Raw genomic sequence first — 18,597 nt, forward strand, 5'->3', positions numbered from 1 at the left:
AACTACAAGTTTGATCAGGAATCGGTTACTTTATTTTTTAGATAGGATCCATGCCATTCTCCAGCGAAAAGACTTTTAATTCTGGCCTCAACTTACGGATCAATTTAACAGCTTCCCCGCTCCTTTTTCCGGTTGCACAGTAAAAAACAGTTGTTTTTTCGGGATCAAGCTGAGAAACATTTTCCTCCAATTCATCAAGCGGAACATGGTCTCCGCCAATATCGTCCAGATCACGTTCCTGATAGGTACGAACATCAACCAACTGCACCCGGCCGGCTTCCTGTAACTGATAAAGCTCCTGAGCGGTAATGGTAGCAACTGGGTTGGTTTGGGTTAAAGCAACGATATTAGTTTTTGTAACGGTACCAATTTTGATCACCCGGCTTTGCATACTTCGTGCATCAAATAGCAAAACTTTCCCGGATAACAGGTCGCCGGTTTGGGTAATGTATTTGATCACTTCGTTGGCCTGCATGCAACCGATGATACCGGCCAGCGTGGGGATCACTCCGCCAACGGAACAGTTGGGTACCTGTGTGGCATCCACTTCAGGGTACAAGTCGCGGTAATTCGGCGAGCGACTGCCATCCTGGTTTATTAGATTCCAAACTGCAACCTGGCCCTCGTATTGATAAATTGCCCCATAAACTACTGGTTTGCCTGTTAAAACAGCTGCGTCGTTGATCAGGTAGCGGGTATCGAAGTTATCAGTGCCGTCTATTATAATATCGTAAAAATCAAATACTTGTATAATGTTATCCGAAGTGATTTTACTAGTAATAGGAATCAGCGTAACAGCCGGATTTTGTTCTGAAAGCCGTTTGCAGGCGGTGAGTGCTTTACTTTTACCGATATCATCAGGACTGTATAAAATTTGCCGGTGTAAATTACTTTCAGATACAATATCGAAATCGGCAATACCAACAGTGCCCACGCCACTGGATACTAAGTATTGTGCAGCTGGACAACCTAATCCACCGGCGCCTATAATAAGCACGCGGGCCATTTGCATGCGCTGTTGCGCAGCTTCGCCAAACCCGGGGAGGTTGACCTGGCAACTATATCGTAAAAGTTCAGTCTGCATTTGCTGGGGTCGATCTTTCGGTGATGATCCGTTTTACTCTTTCCATTTCTTCGGGTGTGTTGACATTGGCCAACACTTCCTGATCCGGCAACTCCAGGAGATGAATATCAGAGTTGATCAACACTTTACGCGGACAAGAATATCCCTGTGCCAAATATTGAAGTAAAACAGGGTAAGCTTTTGGCTCCCAAACGGTTATCAGCGGTTCCGGGAAGTTGGTTGCCGCACTATGATACGCTGTTGCCAAATATGTTGGATTGCGGTTACGCTGTAAATTAAGCAGGGTTGCCTCATCTATCAGCGGCAAATCGCAGGCAACTACCAGCCATGCAGCGTCCGGCTGCTCGCGGAAGGCAGACAAAATCGCTCCGTACGGGCCTAAACCGGTGAATGTATCCATCAAAGACTGATATTCCAGATCAATTTCCTGCATTTGTCCCTCATCCCGGCAGGAAATGAACACTTCACTACAATGGACATTCAAAAGATCGGCCATGTGATAACGTTGCCCTTTACCGAACCATTCCAAAGTTCCTTTATCGGTACCCATTCGGAGGCTTTTACCACCCGCAAGCACTAATCCATTCAATTTGGGAGTTGCCTCCTGAATTCCGGCCTGAAAAAAATCAACGATTTGTGCTGTATCTGCCAGCTTAAAGGTTGGCAAATGTTGCCATTCAGGCACCACCTCCTTCACGAAATCATAGATTTCTTCACTTTCATCCGCAAGGATGATCATTTGGACATTAGTCAGTTGTCGCTCCTTTTTTTGCAAGGATACCTTCTTACGATTGTCGATGATCAACACCTGGGCTTTAGCATGCTGGTGGTTGCCGTTGACCAGCACCAGGTCCATACCGGCAAATAAAGCCCTTTGATGAAATACGGTAAGTGGTTCCTGGTAGTTTAATTGGCTAAAATTAATCTGATCGGTATATTCTAATGCAGCGCCAACGCCCATGCTGCCTGGTAACTGCATCAGATCATCGTTATGCGAGGTATCTGCATAAGCGCATTTATATTGTGGCGCTAATGCACTGATGATAAGATCTGCTAGTTCCTTAATTACCGAGCACGGCGCTCCTAAGATTGCCCATTCATTACGGGCAAAACTGCCATTTGCAGGCCGGTTAATAGCGGTATGCTTTTTATGCTCTTTTAAAATCACGTTTACCCCCTGTTTTCGAAACTAATTTGGTTTCTTTTATTACAATATCATGGCTCATGGCCTTGCACATATCATAAACGGTGAGCGCAGCCATCGACGCACCAACTAGTGCCTCCATCTCTATTCCGGTTTTAGCAGTGATACTAGCCGTACAATTTATTACAACTTCATTATTATTGTTTAACTGAATATCAATCTGGCAGTTATCCATTCCTATCGGATGACAAAGGGGAATCAGTTCTCCCGTCCTCTTAGCCGCCATTATGCCTGCAATGATCGCCGTTTGAAACACCGCTCCTTTTTTTGTTTGCAACTCACCGTCCACCAAATGAGCCAATATTTCAGCCGGCAACACCACGATGCTTTGCGCGGTAGCCGTGCGGTGTGTTGGCTGCTTTGCCGATACATCAACCATAGTAGGATTGTCCTGCTTATCCAGATGACTTAATTTATTTTGTTGTTCCACCTATTGAAATTCTTTTTATTGCAAAGATTTGTACTATCTATATTTGGTGAGGCGACTCATTAAACAATCAATATTTTAAAACCGCATGCTGTTCTATTTTAAAAGCTCAAAACCTTAAAGGCTTCTCCCTTCACAAATTCATTTCTCTCTGCGGGCAACTCTATAAAGGCATCTGTATCTGCTAAGTTAGCAAAATCGCCGGAGCCATTCCCTTCTACCGGGGTAGCTACTAGGCTTCCCTGCTGATTAAAATTCAGTTTAACCTGGAGAAAATATTTTAATTGTGGTAAAAACTTAAAATCAGTCCCTAGAACAGCATAAACGGGTTCTTTTTCCGGCAGCCCAAGAGTAGCATTCAACCAAGCCAGGCAATAGCGGTGCAGGCACATAAATGTGGCAACCGGGTTACCCGGAAACGCAAATACAATTGCACCGTCATTGTGGCGTCCGAACCAAAATGGTTTGCCGGGCCGCTGCGCTACCTTGTGAAAAAGTTTTGTAACCTGCAAAGCTTCCAAAGCTTGCGGGATGTAATCAAATTTGCCCATGCTGATGCCGCCACTTAAAAGCAGCACATCATAATTTTGAAGGCAATTTTGAATTTGTTGTTTGGTAATATCAGGGTCATCAGGTATGTGGATCATATCGGCAGACAAGCCCTGGTTAGTCAATACCGCTTTAACAGTGTAATTATTGGAGCGACGAATCTGGTAGGTTGTCGGCGTATCACTCACATCAACTAACTCATCTCCCGAAGAGATAATAATGATTCTGGGCAGTTTCCTGACATCTATTTCTGATTTACCGACTGATGCAGCAAGACTAATGATGGCCGGTGTAATCTTTTGCCCCGCAAAAGCTACCACATCTCCAGCGTGTTTATCTTTTCCCTTAAAATGTACATTTTGTGCTTTTTTAACATTCGGGCTGATTATCGTGGCAAGCCCATCTTTTAACTTCAGGTCTTCGTAACGAACAATCGTATCCAGCGATTCATGAAGTGCGGCACCTGTCATGATCTCGATGCACTCCCGCGGCTCAGCTGTGCCTTCAGGCTCGTCGCCGGCGGCTTGTGTTGCTTTAATGCCGAAAGTATTTATACCGCTTGCAAAGGCTTCGTACGATATGGCTATACCATCCATCGTCACCCGGTTATAGGGGGGCAAGTCGCGGTCGGCTTTCAGGTCTTCCGCCAATACGCGGTTCAGGGCCTGCTCAAAGGGCACCGTTTCTGTACCGAAATCTTTGAGCTGTCCGAGTATAGTTTTTTCGGCTTCTTCTACCGTTGTCATTTTAAATAATTTTTGTTAGCCGCCGATTGTGGCCATAGATTCATGAAAGTCGGGGTTATCTATGCGCTTACGCTCGGCTGCCCAACCATCCTTTTCACGTTTATTGAATGCTGCATGCAACGAATCGGCAATTGCAGTATTGCTTTTACCTTCTCGCATCAGGTCTCTTAAGTTCATTACACCTGCATCATACAAGCAGTTTTTTAAAGTGCCCTGAGGTGTAATCCGGATGCGGTTACAGGTGCCGCAAAATGTACGCGAGTAGGCAGCAATGATCCCAATACTGCCCTGGTGACCCGGAATGCTATAATTATATGAGGTAGAATACAAAGGATCAGTAATTTTTTGAATCGCAGCGTAGCTATTCCTGATCTCCTCAAAGATCTTTACATAATCCCATACTGCCCCGCTGTAACTGTGCCCATCACCGTTAAACGGCATTTCTTCAATAAAGCGAACACTTACAGGCAATTCCCTGGTTAAATCCACCAGCGGGATAATGTCCTGTGTATTTTTGCCCGCCATAACAACGGTATTAATTTTAACCTCAATATCATGTTTAAGCAACTGCTCCATCGTTGCCATTACATCGGCAAACTCGTCCCGGCGGGTAATAGCAAAAAAGCGATTGGCATCAAGCGTATCCAAACTCAGGTTTACCGAATGCACCCCTATAGCTTTAAGTTCAGCCACATGCGGTGCTGTTAAAACACCGTTAGTAGTTAAGCTCAGTTCTTTTAGCCCTTCTAGTTTGGAAAGCGCAGTGAGCAGTTGCATCAGATCCTTGCGCACGAAAGGCTCGCCGCCGGTGATCCTAATTTTCTCGATACCCATTTTAACGAGGATCTCGCAAATCCGCAGCATTTCTTCATATGTCATTAGTTCTGCCCGACTAAGCCAGTTGAGGCCTTCTTCGGGCATACAATAAAAACAACGCAGGTTGCAACGGTCGGTAACTGCCAAACGCAGGTAATTTATTATTCTTCCGTGATTATCTAATAACAAGTTCTTGAATTATTAAAACACAACAATATTTAACAGGCAATAGTTTGGGAGACGAAGCAAATATAACAATTAGATTATTGATAGCTGCCAATACTGCACGGGCTAGTGTTGACTCAATGACTGAAAAACGGAGTAAATCAAAGCATTACAAAGCCTCGTTAAATATTTGGAATGATGTTGTACTATCAAACAATTAATAAACTAAACCGATCTCAGATTGGATGCCTTCAGATGATGTTGAGTCTTCTACACTCTATCAGTTGTTGGAAAATTTCATAATTATAAAACTCTAATCAAATTCTAATAAGTTTCTTATATCATTCTAATGAGTGTACGCCATTATTGTATCAAACAATTAAAACGCATCACCATGAAAGCTACAAACATTTTAATCCCAACAGATTTTAGCTTAACATCATTAAAGGTTATCCCTGCTTTATTGCAGCAACAGCCGGCTCAACAATTTAATATCGTACTGGTGAATTTCCTGGGCCTATCAGATTCTATTACTGATTTGTTAATGCTCTCCCGCCGCAGCCGCGAGCGCGAACTCATTACGCAGGAATTTATGGACGAGTGCACTAAGTTATCACGCCAGTATGCTGATCAGATTTTGTGCCTGCAAACCGAATTCTTTTATGGAACAACTATAGCCGTGTTTAAAAACTACCTGGAAGCGCGGGAGATAACGCAAATAGCCAAATTGAACAACTACAAGATAGAAAAATTAACCACTTTGAGCTATGATCCAGACCTTTTGCTGGAGCGGAGTAAATACAAGGTGGTTAGCCTTGCACCTGTTGCGCAATTAAATTCTGCTGCAACAAAACCAGGCAAAGTTACAGTACCGCAGACCTTACAAGATATGGAACTACTGGAGGTTTAAAATTAAATTGATTACCTCAAAATACATCACTTATGTTACTCAAAGATAATATCCCCGTTAACTATGTTCTCGGTAAAATAAAAAAAGAGCTGTTTTTAGTTGCTGCTTATGCCTTTCTAATAGCTGGTTTTCACCATTATTTTCCGCAGCTGCGTATATCCATACCCATTGCGGTGCCTTCTATCCTTGCAACCATCATATCGTTACTGCTGGCCTTCCGGTCAAACCAGGCGTATGACAGGTGGTGGGAGGCGCGCGGTATTTGGGGTGCGATTGTAAATGATTCAAGGTCGTTAACGAGGCAATTGATCACATTTTTAGATGCAGGCGATTCCACACATGAAAAAAACCAGTTCCTTAAGCGCTTTGTAAAACGGCAAATTGGCTGGTGTTACAGCCTTAGCCAAACTTTGCGCGGGCAAAATGGCTATATCCGCAGCATAGACTTTTTGGTGGAAGAAGAGATAAAATATAGCCGGCGTTTTACTAATATGCCCAACAGTTTATTAAAACTACATGGCCTGGACCTGCAACTGGCTTACAAGAACGGCTGGCTTAACGATTACCAACAAGTGCAGATAGACGCCACTTTAGTCCGCCTGTGCGATGCGATGGGTAAATGCGAGCGGATCAAGAACACCATTTTCCCCTCTACTTACAGTTTGTATATTCATTTTTGCCTTTATCTTTTTATAACGTTGCTGCCTTTTGGGATGATAGAATACTTCGGTATTTTTGAAGTACCGCTTATCATTGCTATAGCAGCTGCATTTTTATTGGTAGAGAAAATGGCTATCCATCTGCAGGATCCGTTTGAGAACCGGCCAAGCGATACGCCTACAACAGCCATATCACAAACCATTGAGCGCGATTTAAAACAAATGCTGAATGACAGCAACGAGGAATATATTTCGCATGCCAAACCAGTGGTGGCTGATCAAAAAGTTTTTTACGTTCTTTAGTGCTGATTGATTAAACCGCAAGGCCTGCCCGATTTTTTGGGCGGGCTTTTGTATTTTACAATTTGGAATGTACGGGCGATATTGATGACAAAACAGCCTGAATAGCCCGTGGAAAACCTTATCTTTACGGCGCAAAACGTTCTATCGCTGCTTCTCTCGGGGAGCGGAGGAAAGTCCGGGCAACGCAGAGCATCCTGCTTCCTAACGGGAAGGCGCCCGCAGCGGGCGACAGCAAGTGCCACAGAGAATATACCGCCTTGGCTTCGGTTGAGGTAAGGGTGAAAACGTGAGGTAAGAGCTCACGGCTTTTCCGGGCGACCGGGATCGCGGTAAACCTCAGGAGTTGAAAAACCAAATAGGTTCTGAAAGTGGAGCTGCTCGCTCCCGCCTTTCGCCTACGGCGAAACGTCAGAATGGGTAGGTTGATAGAACCTGCCGGCAACGGCAGGGCCAGATTAATGATAGAAATTCCCCACGGGGAGTACAGAACCCGGCTTACAGGTTTGCAGCTGTATTAAACCCCTCTCCGGAGGGGTTTTTTTCTTGGAAGTGATGGCGATTTGTTGAGTAAATACAATAGTTAAACCGGGACGAACCGCTCAATGATCGTATCATACCGGCTATTCGATATCCCTGCTGCATTAAATTACTGTTTAAAATACTATACATTTTTCTATATTAGCCGCAAACATATTTACCTACAATCTGTTTCAAAAAAACAAATGGCAAAAATTTTAATAATTGACGATGAGCGGTCTATCCGCAATACCCTGCGCGAAATTTTAGAATACGAAGATTACGCTGTAGACGATATAGACAATGGTGTAGACGGCCTTGAACTGATTCGCAAAAATGATTATGACCTGGTCCTTTGCGATATTAAAATGAATCGCATGGATGGCATGGAAGTGCTTACTGAAGGTTTAAACCTAAAGCCCGATCTGCCATTCATTATGATCTCCGGCCACGGCACGGTGGAAACCGCCGTTGAGGCCAGTAAAAAAGGCGCCTTTGATTTCATTTCAAAACCACCGGATCTGAACCGCCTGCTGATTACCGTACGTAACGCACTTGATCGCGGAAGTTTGGTTGTTGAAACTAAAGTACTTAAGCGCAAAGTAAGTAAGGTTCGCCCTATTCTTGGCGAATCGCAGGCAATTGTTAAAATAAAAGAAACGATAGAGCGGGTTGGACCTACCGATGCCCGTGTACTGGTTACCGGTGCAAATGGCGCCGGTAAGGAACTCGTAGCCCGCTGGCTTCACGAAAAATCTAACCGCAGCAATGGTCCTATTATCGAGGTAAACTGCGCGGCCATACCGTCGGAATTGATAGAGAGCGAACTTTTTGGCCATGAAAAGGGTTCATTTACCTCCGCCATCAAACAACGTATTGGTAAATTTGAGTCGGCCAGTGGAGGTACTTTATTCCTGGATGAGATCGGCGATATGAGCCAGTCGGCACAGGCCAAAGTGCTGCGTGCTTTGCAGGAAAGTAAAATTACCCGTGTAGGCGGCGAAAAAGAAATAGATGTAGATGTTCGGGTTGTTGCGGCAACCAACAAGGATCTGTTAAAGGAAATTGAGGCCGGTAACTTCCGTATGGACTTGTACCACCGGTTAAGCGTTATCCTGATCCACGTACCACCGCTTACCGAACGCCGCGATGATATTGCCCTACTTACCCAGGCGTTTCTGGATGAGATCTGTAACGAGTATGGTATGCCAACGAAACGGATCTCCGATTCAGCTTTGGAGGCACTAAAAGCCCTGCCATGGACTGGTAACATCCGTGAATTGCGTAATATGGTTGAACGCCTGATTATCCTGAGTGATAAAACGATCACCGACGGTGATGTAAAGGCATTTGCCAATCCATCGGCACCGGTTGCCATCACTGCAACTGCCGCTGCGGCCCCACAAACCGATTTTGATCAGTTTACAAACTTCCAGGAATACAAAGATTTTGCAGAACGCGAATACATCAAGTTCAAGCTGGAAAAAAATAATTGGAATGTATCTAAAACGGCAGATGATATTGACATTCAGCGAAGCCATTTATACAGTAAAATAGAGAAGTTCGGATTGAAACGCGGGGAATAATAATAGCGTTCAAAACAAATTGAAAAGGCTGCCAGATTTAAAATTGGCAGCCTTTTTTATTTCTGTAAACGAATGCTGAGCAGTAGCGAAATAGTGCTATCCGCTATAGTTATAGGTTACCTTCACGCCGTTCTGTTTATTTAGTTTACTCATCACCTGTTCAACCTGCGTTTTACGCACCGAAAATTTGATGCTGCAATTTAATTCAGACGTTTGTTCTAAAACCGCTAAGTGGTTCTCTTTTATGATACGCATCACATCATTCATTTGCGCGTAGCCGAAGATGATGGTATAAATATCGTTAACGGTTTTTTCTATAATTGCTGCCTGCGATAATGCAGCTTCGGTTGTTAACTTGTAGGCATTGATCAATCCCGGCACGCCGAGTAAAGTACCTCCAAAATAACGTACTACTACAACCAATATATTAGTAAGGTCTTTAGACAGCAGCGTATTTAAAATTGGCCGGCCGGCTGTGCCTGATGGCTCGCCGTCGTCGTTCATACGAAATACAGACCGGTCGACACCCAATCGGATGGCCCAGCAATGATGGTTTGCTTTAGGGTGAAGCGCTTTTAACCGGGCCACTATCGGCTTAATTTCGCTATCCGAGCTAATTGGATAGGCATAGGCCAAAAACTTGCTGCCACGGTCACTAAAAAGGCCCTCAGCAGGGGCGATAATGGTTTTATAAGTATCGTCGAACAGCATTAATGTTTAGCGTAGGTAATGATAACAATAGCGATGATTGCCAATCCGATGCCAATTTTGTTTAAAAGGCTGAGCCTTTCCTTAAACACAACCAGCCCAACAATAGCACCCGCAGTAATAACACCTATGTTCATGGCAGAAAACACAACAGATGGATTTGCTGATAAAGCCTGGTGCGCCTTTAAGTAAAACAAAATGTTACCAAAATTAGCTACACCCAATATCAGGCCGAACATAATGTGCGGCCAGGAGATCCTTACCTTCTTCGAAACAACCTGGTAGCACAAACCACTAAGAGCAATTAATAATGCCAGGATATAGATGAGAAATAACGAAGTGGTGTAGGGTACAGCTTTAAAAGCCGCAACCTGCTTAAACAGGATATCAATAGCGCCGTATCCACAAAAAACAACCACGAGGTAAATCCAGGCATTACTAACTACCTTGCGGTTGGCTGTTTGTTTTTGCCAGGGGATGGAACATAATATTGCGGCAATCCCTATGACCATTCCGATAATCTTAAGTGGGGTAACAGGTTCACCAAACCAAAGGAAGGCAGCTAATAACGGTATAAATAGTGATAACCTTTGTGCCACATCCGTACGCACTATACCAGCAATTCGTACCGATGATGCCATTATTAAAAATATAAGGGGAAGCAATACACCCACCGCAACATACAAAGTTACTGGCGGTGCCTGTAGCGTTTGCAATTGTGGCTTAAAAAAGAACCAGGTCAGCGCTATGGCCATAAGATAATTCCAGGTAATGGCCTGGAATATATGAATACTGTACCGGCGTGCCAGTTTAAGTAATACCGATACCACAATACTGCAGCAAACACTTAAAAAAACGTATAACATCAGTTAGGCCTATTATAAAATAATTGTAGTTGATCGGCACCTACGACAGATGTGCCGCCATTAGTACCACTTACCCTTGGTGCCGGTACGCCATCGGTTAAAACACTCCACCCGGTAAAAATACGCGCTTCATCCCATAATCCATCCTTTATAAACGAATTTAGTGTGTTTGCTCCGCCTTCGATAATAACCGACTGGATATCCTGCATATACAATTGATACATGATGTACTGCGGTAAATAATGATCAAAGTTTTCCAGTGCGATATACTTTAGATTGCCGATGATGTCGGTTTTAATTTCGTTAAAAATCAGGGTTTCGGTGGTGCCATCAAAAATATTGAGCTGTTCACTCAGTTCCAGTGTTCGGTCTATTACAATACGTTTTGGAGATTTTCCCTCTGCAAGCCGCACGTTAAGTTGGGGATTATCTACAAGCGCGGTGATCCTGCCCACAAGTATTGCATCCTCTTCTGCCCGCCACCGGTGTACCAATTTTTTAGCTTCGGGGCCTGTGATCCAGTATTGGCTGCCATCCGCAGGAGCAAAAAAGCCGTTGGCAGTTTGCGCCCATTTTAAAATAATGTAGGGCCTTTGCTTTTGCACCCGCGTAAAAAAACGCCGGTTGAGCCATTGGCATTCCTCCTCCAGCACACCTGTAACAATTTCTATTCCTGCGGCAATTAACTTTTCAATTCCTTTACCGTCTACCTGAGCAAATGGATCGCGGCAGCCTACCACCACTTTCGGGATTTGATGCTTAATGATAAGATCGGCGCAGGGCGGCGTTTTGCCGTAATGCGCACAGGGTTCCAATGATACGTAAATTGTAGACTGCGCCAACAACTCCGCATGATTTTGGTGGCTACTAATCACCATTTGAACAGCATTAACTTCCGCGTGTGCTTCGCCATATTTGCGGTGGTAACCTTCACCAATAATCTTACCGTTGTGTACAATCACCGAGCCCACCATCGGGTTAGGGCTTACCGATCCTGCACCTAAGGCGGCTAACTCCAGGCAGCGACGCATATATATTTGGTGTTGTGGCATGCTACAAAAGTAGGTTTTATGTTACTTTGTTGCATGAAAACTATTAAGGATGTATTCCTCAATTTTCACCGGGAGCTTGATGGGCTTTATGGATCACAGGAAACTGAAGCCATAACCCTTATGTTGCTGAGCGAGATATGCGATCTGTCGCGTGCAAAAATAAAGGCATTTCCGGAGGATGATGTCCCTGCTGGGGCTCTTGAAAAACTTCCCCTGATGCTGAAAGAACTTAAAACTGGTAAACCGGTTCAATATATTTTGGGCAATACGGAGTTTTACGGTCTCCCCTTTTTAGTCAACCCGGCGGTGCTTATCCCCCGACCTGAAACGGAGGGACTTGTTCAATGGGTGTTATCAGCTTCCAACGGACAATCAGCAATTAGCAACCAGCATCCGGCGATATTAGATATTGGTACCGGGAGTGGTTGTATTGCCATCAGCATCAAGAAAAATATGCCGTTTGCAACCGTATCTGCCATTGATATATCCCCGGACGCTCTACGTACGGCTATGCAAAATGCGGTGATCAATGAAGCAGATGTGAATTTTATCCTTGCAGATATTTTGCAAATCAAATCGGCAATTCATCAATCAAAATTCGACATCATCGTTAGCAATCCACCCTATGTTACACTTGCTGATAAAAGATTGATGCAATCCAACGTTACAGATTTTGAACCACACTCAGCATTGTTTGTTCCCGAGGATGACCCATTGCTGTTTTACCGGGTTATAGCTGATTTTGCGTTACAATACCTTTCTGATAATGGCTTATTGTTTTTTGAAATTAACGAAGCATTTGGCAAAGAAACAGTTGCACTACTAAACGATAGCGGCTTTACGGACATAGCGCTAAAACAAGATTTAAGCGGACGAGACCGGATGATCAAGGCTACAAAACCCCGTTATACTAAAAACGACGTTGGGTGAAGCCAAATTAGTTACGGGGATGAAAAGCAATAATGGTACTTTTCAAAAACTGCTTATCTAAATGCGTATAGATCTCTGTAGTGGTAATACTTTCATGACCCAGCATTTCCTGTACGGCGCGCAAATCGGCGCCACCTTCTACGAGGTGCGTTGCAAATGAATGCCTGAATGTGTGCGGACTGATATTTTTCTTCAGATTGGTAAATTCAGCCAATTCTTTTATCATCAAAAAAACGTATACCCTGCTTAATCGTTTCCCTCTGCGGTTAAGGAACACTAGATCTTCCTCCCCTTTTTGAACAGGCACATGTACACGTACCAATTCTATCCAGATCTTTAACGCCCGGATAGCCTCGCCGCCTATGGGCACCAATCGTTCCTTACTGCCCTTGCCTGTAACTTTAATAAATTCTATTTCGGTAAAAAGATTTGATAGCTTTAGTTCCGTTAGTTCTGATACCCGCAGCCCACAGCCATACAGTACTTCCAGCATGGCTTTGTTGCGCGGGCCCTCCGGGCGTGAAAGGTCAATAGCTGCGATCATTTTGTTAATTTCCTCAACGCTCAATGTGTCCGGTAGTTTCCGGGTAATCTTGGGGGTTTCCAATAATTCGGAAGGATCAGATACGATATAATCTTCCATTAACAGGTATTTGTAGAAAGCCTTAATGCCCGAAATTATCCTTGACTGCGTAGAAGGAATCATGCCCAATTCATTGATCCAAGCGATAAAAGCCCGCAAATCTGTTAAAGAAAAATCTTTAGGTGATTTTTTATCTATTTGAAATTCAGCATATTGATAAAGTTTATCTAAATCTCTTGTGTATGCTTCTATAGAATTTGCGGCAAGGCTTCGCTCCAGTTTGAGATAAGCCTTAAAACCCTTTATTGCCGAGGCCCAGTTCAATAGATTTTTGTTTTAATGTTTTATACTTAAATTTGAACAAATGAATATACAAATTATAAACGGCCCAAATTTAAACCTGCTTGGTGTACGTGAAAAATCCATTTACGGCAACGCAAGTTTTGAGGACTATTTAAAAGAATTGCAAAGCCATTTTTCAAACATCACCATTAATTACTACCAAAGTAATGTTGAAGGCGAAATTATAAATAAACTGCACGAAGTTGGCTTTAATAGTGATGGCATTGTGCTGAATGCCGGTGCCTACACGCATACTTCCATAGCCATTGCAGATGCAATTGCCGGAATTAAAACGCCGACAATCGAAGTTCATATTTCTAACGTATATAAGCGGGAAGAATTCAGACATACTTCTATGCTGGCAGCCAGCTGCAAGGGTGTTATAGCGGGTTTCGGTATGCACTCTTACAGGTTGGCGATAGAAAGTCTGCTATTAGATTATCAGACTTGACCCGCAATCCAATTTGCCTGGATTTTTTTAAATGAATGAAGGTTAAAAAAAATATTAATAAGACTTAATATAAACTGACCTCCATCCGAAATTCAATAACCGGTTGATATATAAAATGGCTAAAATTTTTAGGATACTCCCCTTACTCCTGCTCCTGAGCACGGTACTTGGAACAAATGCATCAGCACAATCGGCTAAAAGAAAAATAAGCATACGTGATTCACTCCGCCAATCCATCATTCGGCGAGATTCTATGATGCGGAGTTTTAAAAAATCCGATACATCCATTAATAATCTACTGCAAAGAGTGGAGTATTATACTTCATCTTTCAACCAGATAAAAACAAGCCTTGCCCGTAATGTTGATACAGTTGACATCAGTACACAACTCCCGGGTTTTGAAAAGCGGATCGGTCTTATTAAAACTTTGATAGACAATGATCGTAGTAGTACGTTGCGCTACCTCTACGCCATTCGGGATATCCTTACCCGCAGCGACGACCAGCTTGATCTGTGGCAGGAACGCCTGAGCGATATCAACGTTAAACTTCAGCAAAATCAGACCGAGCTGGGCTCAATGGCTAAGGATCCCGCCCTCAAGATGGTACCTGCTGATAGCAGTCTTGCAACGTCTTTCCTTATTCAAAAAATTGCAATAGATAGTAAGTATAAACGCTTGGATGCGGGCAATAAAAAGCTTTTGCTAAAAATTGGTTTGCTGCAAAACAGAACCGCATCTGTATATATTTCGCTGATTGACCTGAAAGACCAGATAGATCTGAAGATCCGTGAATTTGGCATTCAGGCGCTGTCAAATGAATATAACCCGATTTGGCAATGGGATAGTAACCCCGAAAGTACGTTTGGTAGCGCCCTTACAAAAACCTGGCAGATGAACACAAAATTGCTTAGTTTTTTTGTAGGGCGTGATCCACTGATCCATTTCGCAGGTTTATTGATCCTCGTGTTTTTTTATACCTGGATCTACACGAACCGTCGCAAGCTTTTACGTATTAAAGAATCGCCTCATACGGTATTTGGCCAGGCAAAGTACGTTGCGTTGTATCCTCTAATATCGTCGCTAATAATAGCCTTCGCAATCTGGCCCAATTTTTACGACCACCCGCCCGTTGTGGTGTTAGAAATATTTTTTACCGTTTTAACGGCCTCAATTCTTTTGCTGGTTAGGGCTACCTGTCCGCAAAAGCTGTTTAAATTCATTAATCTTCTATTCTGGATTACAATTGGATACAGTTTCAGTAATTTATTTGTTGAAGTAAGCAATACCGATAGGATTATCGTTCTACTCCTAACGGCGGCTACTATTTACATCACCATCAAATTCCTGGAAGTGGTTAAGGCCGAGCCTGATGATTATATTCGCCATACTGGCATAGTACTCAAAATTTTTATAGGCCTGCTCATTATTGCTTTTTTATGTAACGTATTTGGGCGGGTGACTCTTGCCAAAATCATAAGTGTAACAGCGGTTTATAATCTTTGGCTGGCACTGGGTATGTACTACCTGGTACAAATTCTGATGCAAAGCCTTTTTATGCAACTGGAGGCAAATAAAAACAGCAATAGCTTAAGTTCTTTTATAGATTTCAAAATGCTGCAGACCAAATTTCGCAGTATATTGAATGTTTTGGCAAGTGTGCTATGGCTGATCATGTTAACACAGAATCTAAGTGTTGAAGATGCCGTTTTTAGCTACATAAAAACCTTTTTAACCGAAAGCCGCAGCCTGGGCGGCACGGCCACTCAATTTACTTTTCAAAGCATTATCATCTTTATAGCTGTGATATGGCTATCGTCTGTTGCAGCGCGGATCATCAGCTATCTGTATGAAGTGGCGGGAAAAACTACGACCGATATCGATATACTGAAGAAAAAGAACCGTACTTCTACCCTGCTCATCAAACTGGGTGTTTTTTCCGTTGGCTTTTTACTAGCGGTTACAGCTTCCGGCTTTCCCTTAGATAAGATCACCATCATTATCAGTGCGTTTGGTATCGGTATTGGTTTTGGTTTACAAAATATAGTAAATAACCTTGTTTCCGGACTGATCCTGGCGTTTGAAAAACCGATAGAGATTGGTGACATTATTGAGGTAGACAACCGCAGTGGAACGATCATGGAGATCGGGATCCGAAGCAGCAAAATCGCTACGAGCGATGGTGCCGAAGTGATCATCCCCAACGGCGATCTGATATCGCATCACGTAATTAATTGGACGCTGAGCAACAACAACCGCAGAATAGAGCTGATCATTGGAGTTGCCTATGGGTCTGATATTGAAAAAGTGAAAGCACTGTTAAGTGGTTTGATCAGTCACCGTGAAGATATTATGACTAACCCGGCCCCCTTAGTATTTCTGCATAATCTCAATGAGAACTCGGTAGATTTCAGGCTGTTGTTTTGGGCAGCAGATATCACAACCTGGTTATCACTAAAGAGCAATGTGTTGTATGATATTTATACCACATTTGCCAGAGAAGGTATTGAGATTCCATTTCCGCAGCGAGACTTGCACGTTACGCTATCTAACAAGGAAGCCGAGATCATAGCCAACAATAAAAAACCTGTGGGCGAACCTGCACAAGCTACCAATACGGATGTAACTGATACGGTTTTGCCGGGGGCGGATCAAGCGACCACCACACCAGGAAAGTAGACTAATGAAAACTATCTTTTGGGAGGTCGGTGAATTTCTTTTTCTTGGCCACAAAGAAATCCCAAACGATACTGCGGGTATAAAAGCCGGTTAAGACCCTAGCTTTGAGATTTGACAGGCGATATTCTGGTACGACTTCCCTCTTTTCGTCTTTCCGACTTTCGGTCTTACCGTCTTTCCGTCTTTCGGACTTTCCACCTTTACGACTAAACAACTGCCTCACAAAATTCTGATGCGCTTTGCTGATGGCCCACGCATTTTTACTTTTACCATCTGCCAGGAATTTGACCAGAGCTAACAGGTCCATCCAAAAACGAATGCTGATCACCCAGAATGCCTTCCAGGCAGGCAGGTTATTTTTCAGCAACAACAGGTTATTGCGAAAATTAAGATATGTTTTAAATGGGCTTTCGGCATTTAAAGTGCCACCGCCAACATGATAAACGGTGGATTGCGGGCAATACATCACTTTGAACCCCATATTTTTTAAACGCCAGCAGAGGTCAATTTCCTCCATGTGCGCAAAAAAGGTTTCATCAAATCCACCGGCAGCATCCCAATATTTCTTTTTTATAAACAATGCCGCGCCCGAAGCCCAAAAGATCTCGCCAGGCATATCGTACTGTCCTTTATCTTCTTCCAGCTCATCAAAAATACGACCGCGGCAAAATGGGTAACCAAAACGATCAATAAAACCACCTGCAGCTCCGGCATATTCAAAGTGGTTTTTTTGTGCAAAAGATCTTAGCTTAGGCCCGGCGGCTGCGATGAGGTCATCGCTTTCCATCAGGCTAATTACCGGCTCTATCCAATCGGGCGCAACCTCCACATCGGAGTTTAGCAAAACATAATAGTCTGCCTCTACCTGTGCAAGAACCCGATTATAGCCCCCTGTAAAGCCATAATTCTCTTTGTTTTTGATTAACCGCACAGCAGGATATTTCGATTGCAAAAATAGGATAGATTCATCTGTAGACGCGTTATCGCCCACAATGATCTGCATGTTAGGATATGACGATGCTAAAATGGAGGGCAGAAACTGTTTGAGAAATTTGAGGCCGTTCCAGTTTAATATCACAACGGCTACTTTGGGCATTGGCATCATCGGTTTAAATCCTCGGGCTTATATTTCCAGCGTCTATGGCTCCAAAGCCAATACTGAGGTGTTTCTTTAATTTGCTTATCCAGATAGGCTACATGCGTATTGGTAATCTCATATTGCGCTGTTTCTTTTGGATGATCAATCAGCGGGATAAGCTCGTAAGTATAATAACCCCTTTTAACCCGCTCTATCCGGTAAAATACAACTGCGGCGTCGGTCATTTTCGCTATCTTTTCTATACCTAAGAATACCGCCGTAGGCTGATTTAAAAAAGTAGTAAAATAAGTGATTTCATGCCTTACAGGTGTTTGGTCTGAAGCCAAAACGCTTACGGTAAGTTCATCCTTTAGCGCAATCATCGTTCGCAAGGTTTGCTTCATGGTCACCAGCATGGAGCCAAACCTCGCCCGTTGCTTATTTAAAAAGGCGTCAAACGTTGGGTTGGAAAGTGGCTTGTAAACAATAATGGTTTTATTTGAGGTGAGCATACCAAAAGCCAGGGCCGACATTTCCCAATTACCATAATGACCAGCAGCTGCAATTATGCTTTTACCCTGTTTAAAGTAATGACCAACAATTTCAGGATTTACCAGGTGCATGCGTTTCCGCAATTCTTTTTCGTTTATACTGATCATCTTGAAGGTCTCAACCAGCAGATCGGCCATATATTTATAATAGAGCTTTTCAATTTTCAGGCGTTCGGGGTCCGTTTTATCAGGGAAAGCATTTCTGAGATTATCTGTTACAACCCGCCGTCTGTATTTAAGCAGGTAGTAGATAATAAGGTATAAAACATCCGAAACCAGGTAGAGAAACCAGAAAGGCAATAAGGAAAACAGGTACCAAAAAAATATACCTATACCATCCGCCGCCTTTTTTAACATTATTTTAAGCAATTTTGTGGCACAAACATAAAAAATA

The 18,597-nt window shown here is 43.3% G+C and carries 17 protein-coding genes and 1 other RNA gene; 7 read left to right on the forward strand and 11 right to left on the reverse strand.

Annotation, left to right across the window (positions count from 1 at the left end; all coding sequences use genetic code 11):
* Nucleotides 1–37: 37 nt before the first annotated feature.
* The 5 genes from A0256_17360 to A0256_17380 all read right to left on the reverse strand — a co-directional run bounded on the left by A0256_17360 (nucleotide 38) and on the right by A0256_17380 (nucleotide 5,015).
* Nucleotides 38–1,084 (reverse strand): thiamine biosynthesis protein, encoded by a 1,047-nt coding sequence (locus A0256_17360; protein ID AMR33059.1) that lies wholly within the window; start codon nucleotides 1,082–1,084, stop codon nucleotides 38–40.
* Complete coding sequence (locus tag A0256_17365) at nucleotides 1,074–1,694, reverse strand: molybdenum cofactor guanylyltransferase (GenBank protein AMR34603.1); 621 nt, start codon at nucleotides 1,692–1,694, stop codon at nucleotides 1,074–1,076. Before A0256_17365 ends, A0256_17360 begins: the two co-directional genes overlap by 11 nt.
* Nucleotides 1,695–2,232: 538 nt before the next feature.
* The gene (locus A0256_17370) at nucleotides 2,233–2,667 is read right to left on the reverse strand and encodes a cyclic pyranopterin monophosphate synthase accessory protein (protein AMR34602.1); all 435 of its coding nucleotides are present in this window, start codon (nucleotides 2,665–2,667) and stop codon (nucleotides 2,233–2,235) included.
* A 149-nt stretch (nucleotides 2,668–2,816) separates the two neighbouring features.
* On the reverse strand, nucleotides 2,817–4,010 hold the full coding sequence (locus tag A0256_17375; protein AMR33060.1) for a molybdopterin molybdenumtransferase MoeA: 1,194 nt from the start codon (nucleotides 4,008–4,010) through the stop codon (nucleotides 2,817–2,819).
* Nucleotides 4,011–4,025: 15 nt separating this feature from the next.
* Nucleotides 4,026–5,015 (reverse strand): cyclic pyranopterin phosphate synthase MoaA, encoded by a 990-nt coding sequence (locus A0256_17380; protein ID AMR33061.1) that lies wholly within the window; start codon nucleotides 5,013–5,015, stop codon nucleotides 4,026–4,028.
* A 370-nt stretch (nucleotides 5,016–5,385) separates the two neighbouring features.
* Here A0256_17380 and A0256_17385 point away from each other — a divergent pair, with 370 nt between their 5' ends.
* From A0256_17385 to A0256_17400, 4 genes are all read left to right on the forward strand, one after another.
* Nucleotides 5,386–5,901 carry a hypothetical protein gene (locus A0256_17385; protein ID AMR33062.1) on the forward strand — a complete coding sequence of 172 codons (516 nt, stop codon included), beginning with the start codon at nucleotides 5,386–5,388 and terminating at the stop codon, nucleotides 5,899–5,901.
* Between the two features lie 32 nt (nucleotides 5,902–5,933).
* On the forward strand, nucleotides 5,934–6,863 hold the full coding sequence (locus A0256_17390; GenBank protein ID AMR33063.1) for a hypothetical protein: 930 nt from the start codon (nucleotides 5,934–5,936) through the stop codon (nucleotides 6,861–6,863).
* A 128-nt stretch (nucleotides 6,864–6,991) separates the two neighbouring features.
* Nucleotides 6,992–7,377, forward strand: an RNA gene (rnpB, locus tag A0256_17395) — RNase P RNA component class A.
* Between the two features lie 208 nt (nucleotides 7,378–7,585).
* Nucleotides 7,586–8,965, forward strand: a complete 1,380-nt coding sequence (locus tag A0256_17400) for a Fis family transcriptional regulator (GenBank protein ID AMR34604.1) — start codon at nucleotides 7,586–7,588, stop codon at nucleotides 8,963–8,965.
* Nucleotides 8,966–9,061: 96 nt separating this feature from the next.
* Here the strand turns inward: A0256_17400 and A0256_17405 are convergent, their stop codons facing one another.
* Genes A0256_17405 through A0256_17415 form a run of 3 tightly spaced genes read right to left on the reverse strand, consistent with a single transcriptional unit; the run spans nucleotide 9,062 to nucleotide 11,591 of the window.
* Nucleotides 9,062–9,676 carry a thymidylate synthase gene (locus tag A0256_17405; GenBank protein ID AMR33064.1) on the reverse strand — a complete coding sequence of 205 codons (615 nt, stop codon included), beginning with the start codon at nucleotides 9,674–9,676 and terminating at the stop codon, nucleotides 9,062–9,064.
* The gene (locus A0256_17410) at nucleotides 9,676–10,539 is read right to left on the reverse strand and encodes a transporter (GenBank protein AMR33065.1); all 864 of its coding nucleotides are present in this window, start codon (nucleotides 10,537–10,539) and stop codon (nucleotides 9,676–9,678) included. Before A0256_17410 ends, A0256_17405 begins: the two co-directional genes overlap by 1 nt.
* Nucleotides 10,539–11,591 carry a bifunctional diaminohydroxyphosphoribosylaminopyrimidine deaminase/5-amino-6-(5-phosphoribosylamino)uracil reductase gene (locus A0256_17415; protein AMR33066.1) on the reverse strand — a complete coding sequence of 351 codons (1,053 nt, stop codon included), beginning with the start codon at nucleotides 11,589–11,591 and terminating at the stop codon, nucleotides 10,539–10,541. The genes A0256_17410 and A0256_17415 overlap by 1 nt, the downstream gene beginning before the upstream one ends.
* 18 nt (nucleotides 11,592–11,609) lie before the next feature.
* On the opposite strand from A0256_17415, the gene A0256_17420 reads away from it, so the two are divergent.
* Nucleotides 11,610–12,521: a hypothetical protein gene (locus A0256_17420; GenBank protein ID AMR33067.1), complete on the forward strand. Its 912-nt coding sequence runs from the start codon at nucleotides 11,610–11,612 to the stop codon at nucleotides 12,519–12,521.
* A 7-nt stretch (nucleotides 12,522–12,528) separates the two neighbouring features.
* On the opposite strand, the gene A0256_17425 is transcribed toward A0256_17420, so the two are convergent.
* Nucleotides 12,529–13,428 (reverse strand): tyrosine recombinase XerD, encoded by a 900-nt coding sequence (locus A0256_17425; GenBank protein ID AMR33068.1) that lies wholly within the window; start codon nucleotides 13,426–13,428, stop codon nucleotides 12,529–12,531.
* A 40-nt stretch (nucleotides 13,429–13,468) separates the two neighbouring features.
* On the opposite strand from A0256_17425, the gene A0256_17430 reads away from it, so the two are divergent.
* Nucleotides 13,469–13,897, forward strand: a complete 429-nt coding sequence (locus A0256_17430) for a 3-dehydroquinate dehydratase (protein AMR33069.1) — start codon at nucleotides 13,469–13,471, stop codon at nucleotides 13,895–13,897.
* Nucleotides 13,898–14,150: 253 nt separating this feature from the next.
* On the forward strand, nucleotides 14,151–16,574 hold the full coding sequence (locus A0256_17435; GenBank protein ID AMR33070.1) for a hypothetical protein: 2,424 nt from the start codon (nucleotides 14,151–14,153) through the stop codon (nucleotides 16,572–16,574).
* Between the two features lies 1 nt (nucleotide 16,575).
* Here the strand turns inward: A0256_17435 and A0256_17440 are convergent, their stop codons facing one another.
* Nucleotides 16,576–17,679 (reverse strand): glycosyl transferase family 2, encoded by a 1,104-nt coding sequence (locus A0256_17440; GenBank protein ID AMR33071.1) that lies wholly within the window; start codon nucleotides 17,677–17,679, stop codon nucleotides 16,576–16,578.
* The gene (locus A0256_17445; protein ID AMR33072.1) at nucleotides 17,676–18,560 is read right to left on the reverse strand and encodes a lauroyl acyltransferase; all 885 of its coding nucleotides are present in this window, start codon (nucleotides 18,558–18,560) and stop codon (nucleotides 17,676–17,678) included. Before A0256_17445 ends, A0256_17440 begins: the two co-directional genes overlap by 4 nt.
* Nucleotides 18,561–18,597: the final 37 nt, after the last annotated feature.

It is taken from the genome of Mucilaginibacter sp. PAMC 26640 (genome assembly GCA_001596135.1).
GTDB lineage: Bacteria > Bacteroidota > Bacteroidia > Sphingobacteriales > Sphingobacteriaceae > Mucilaginibacter.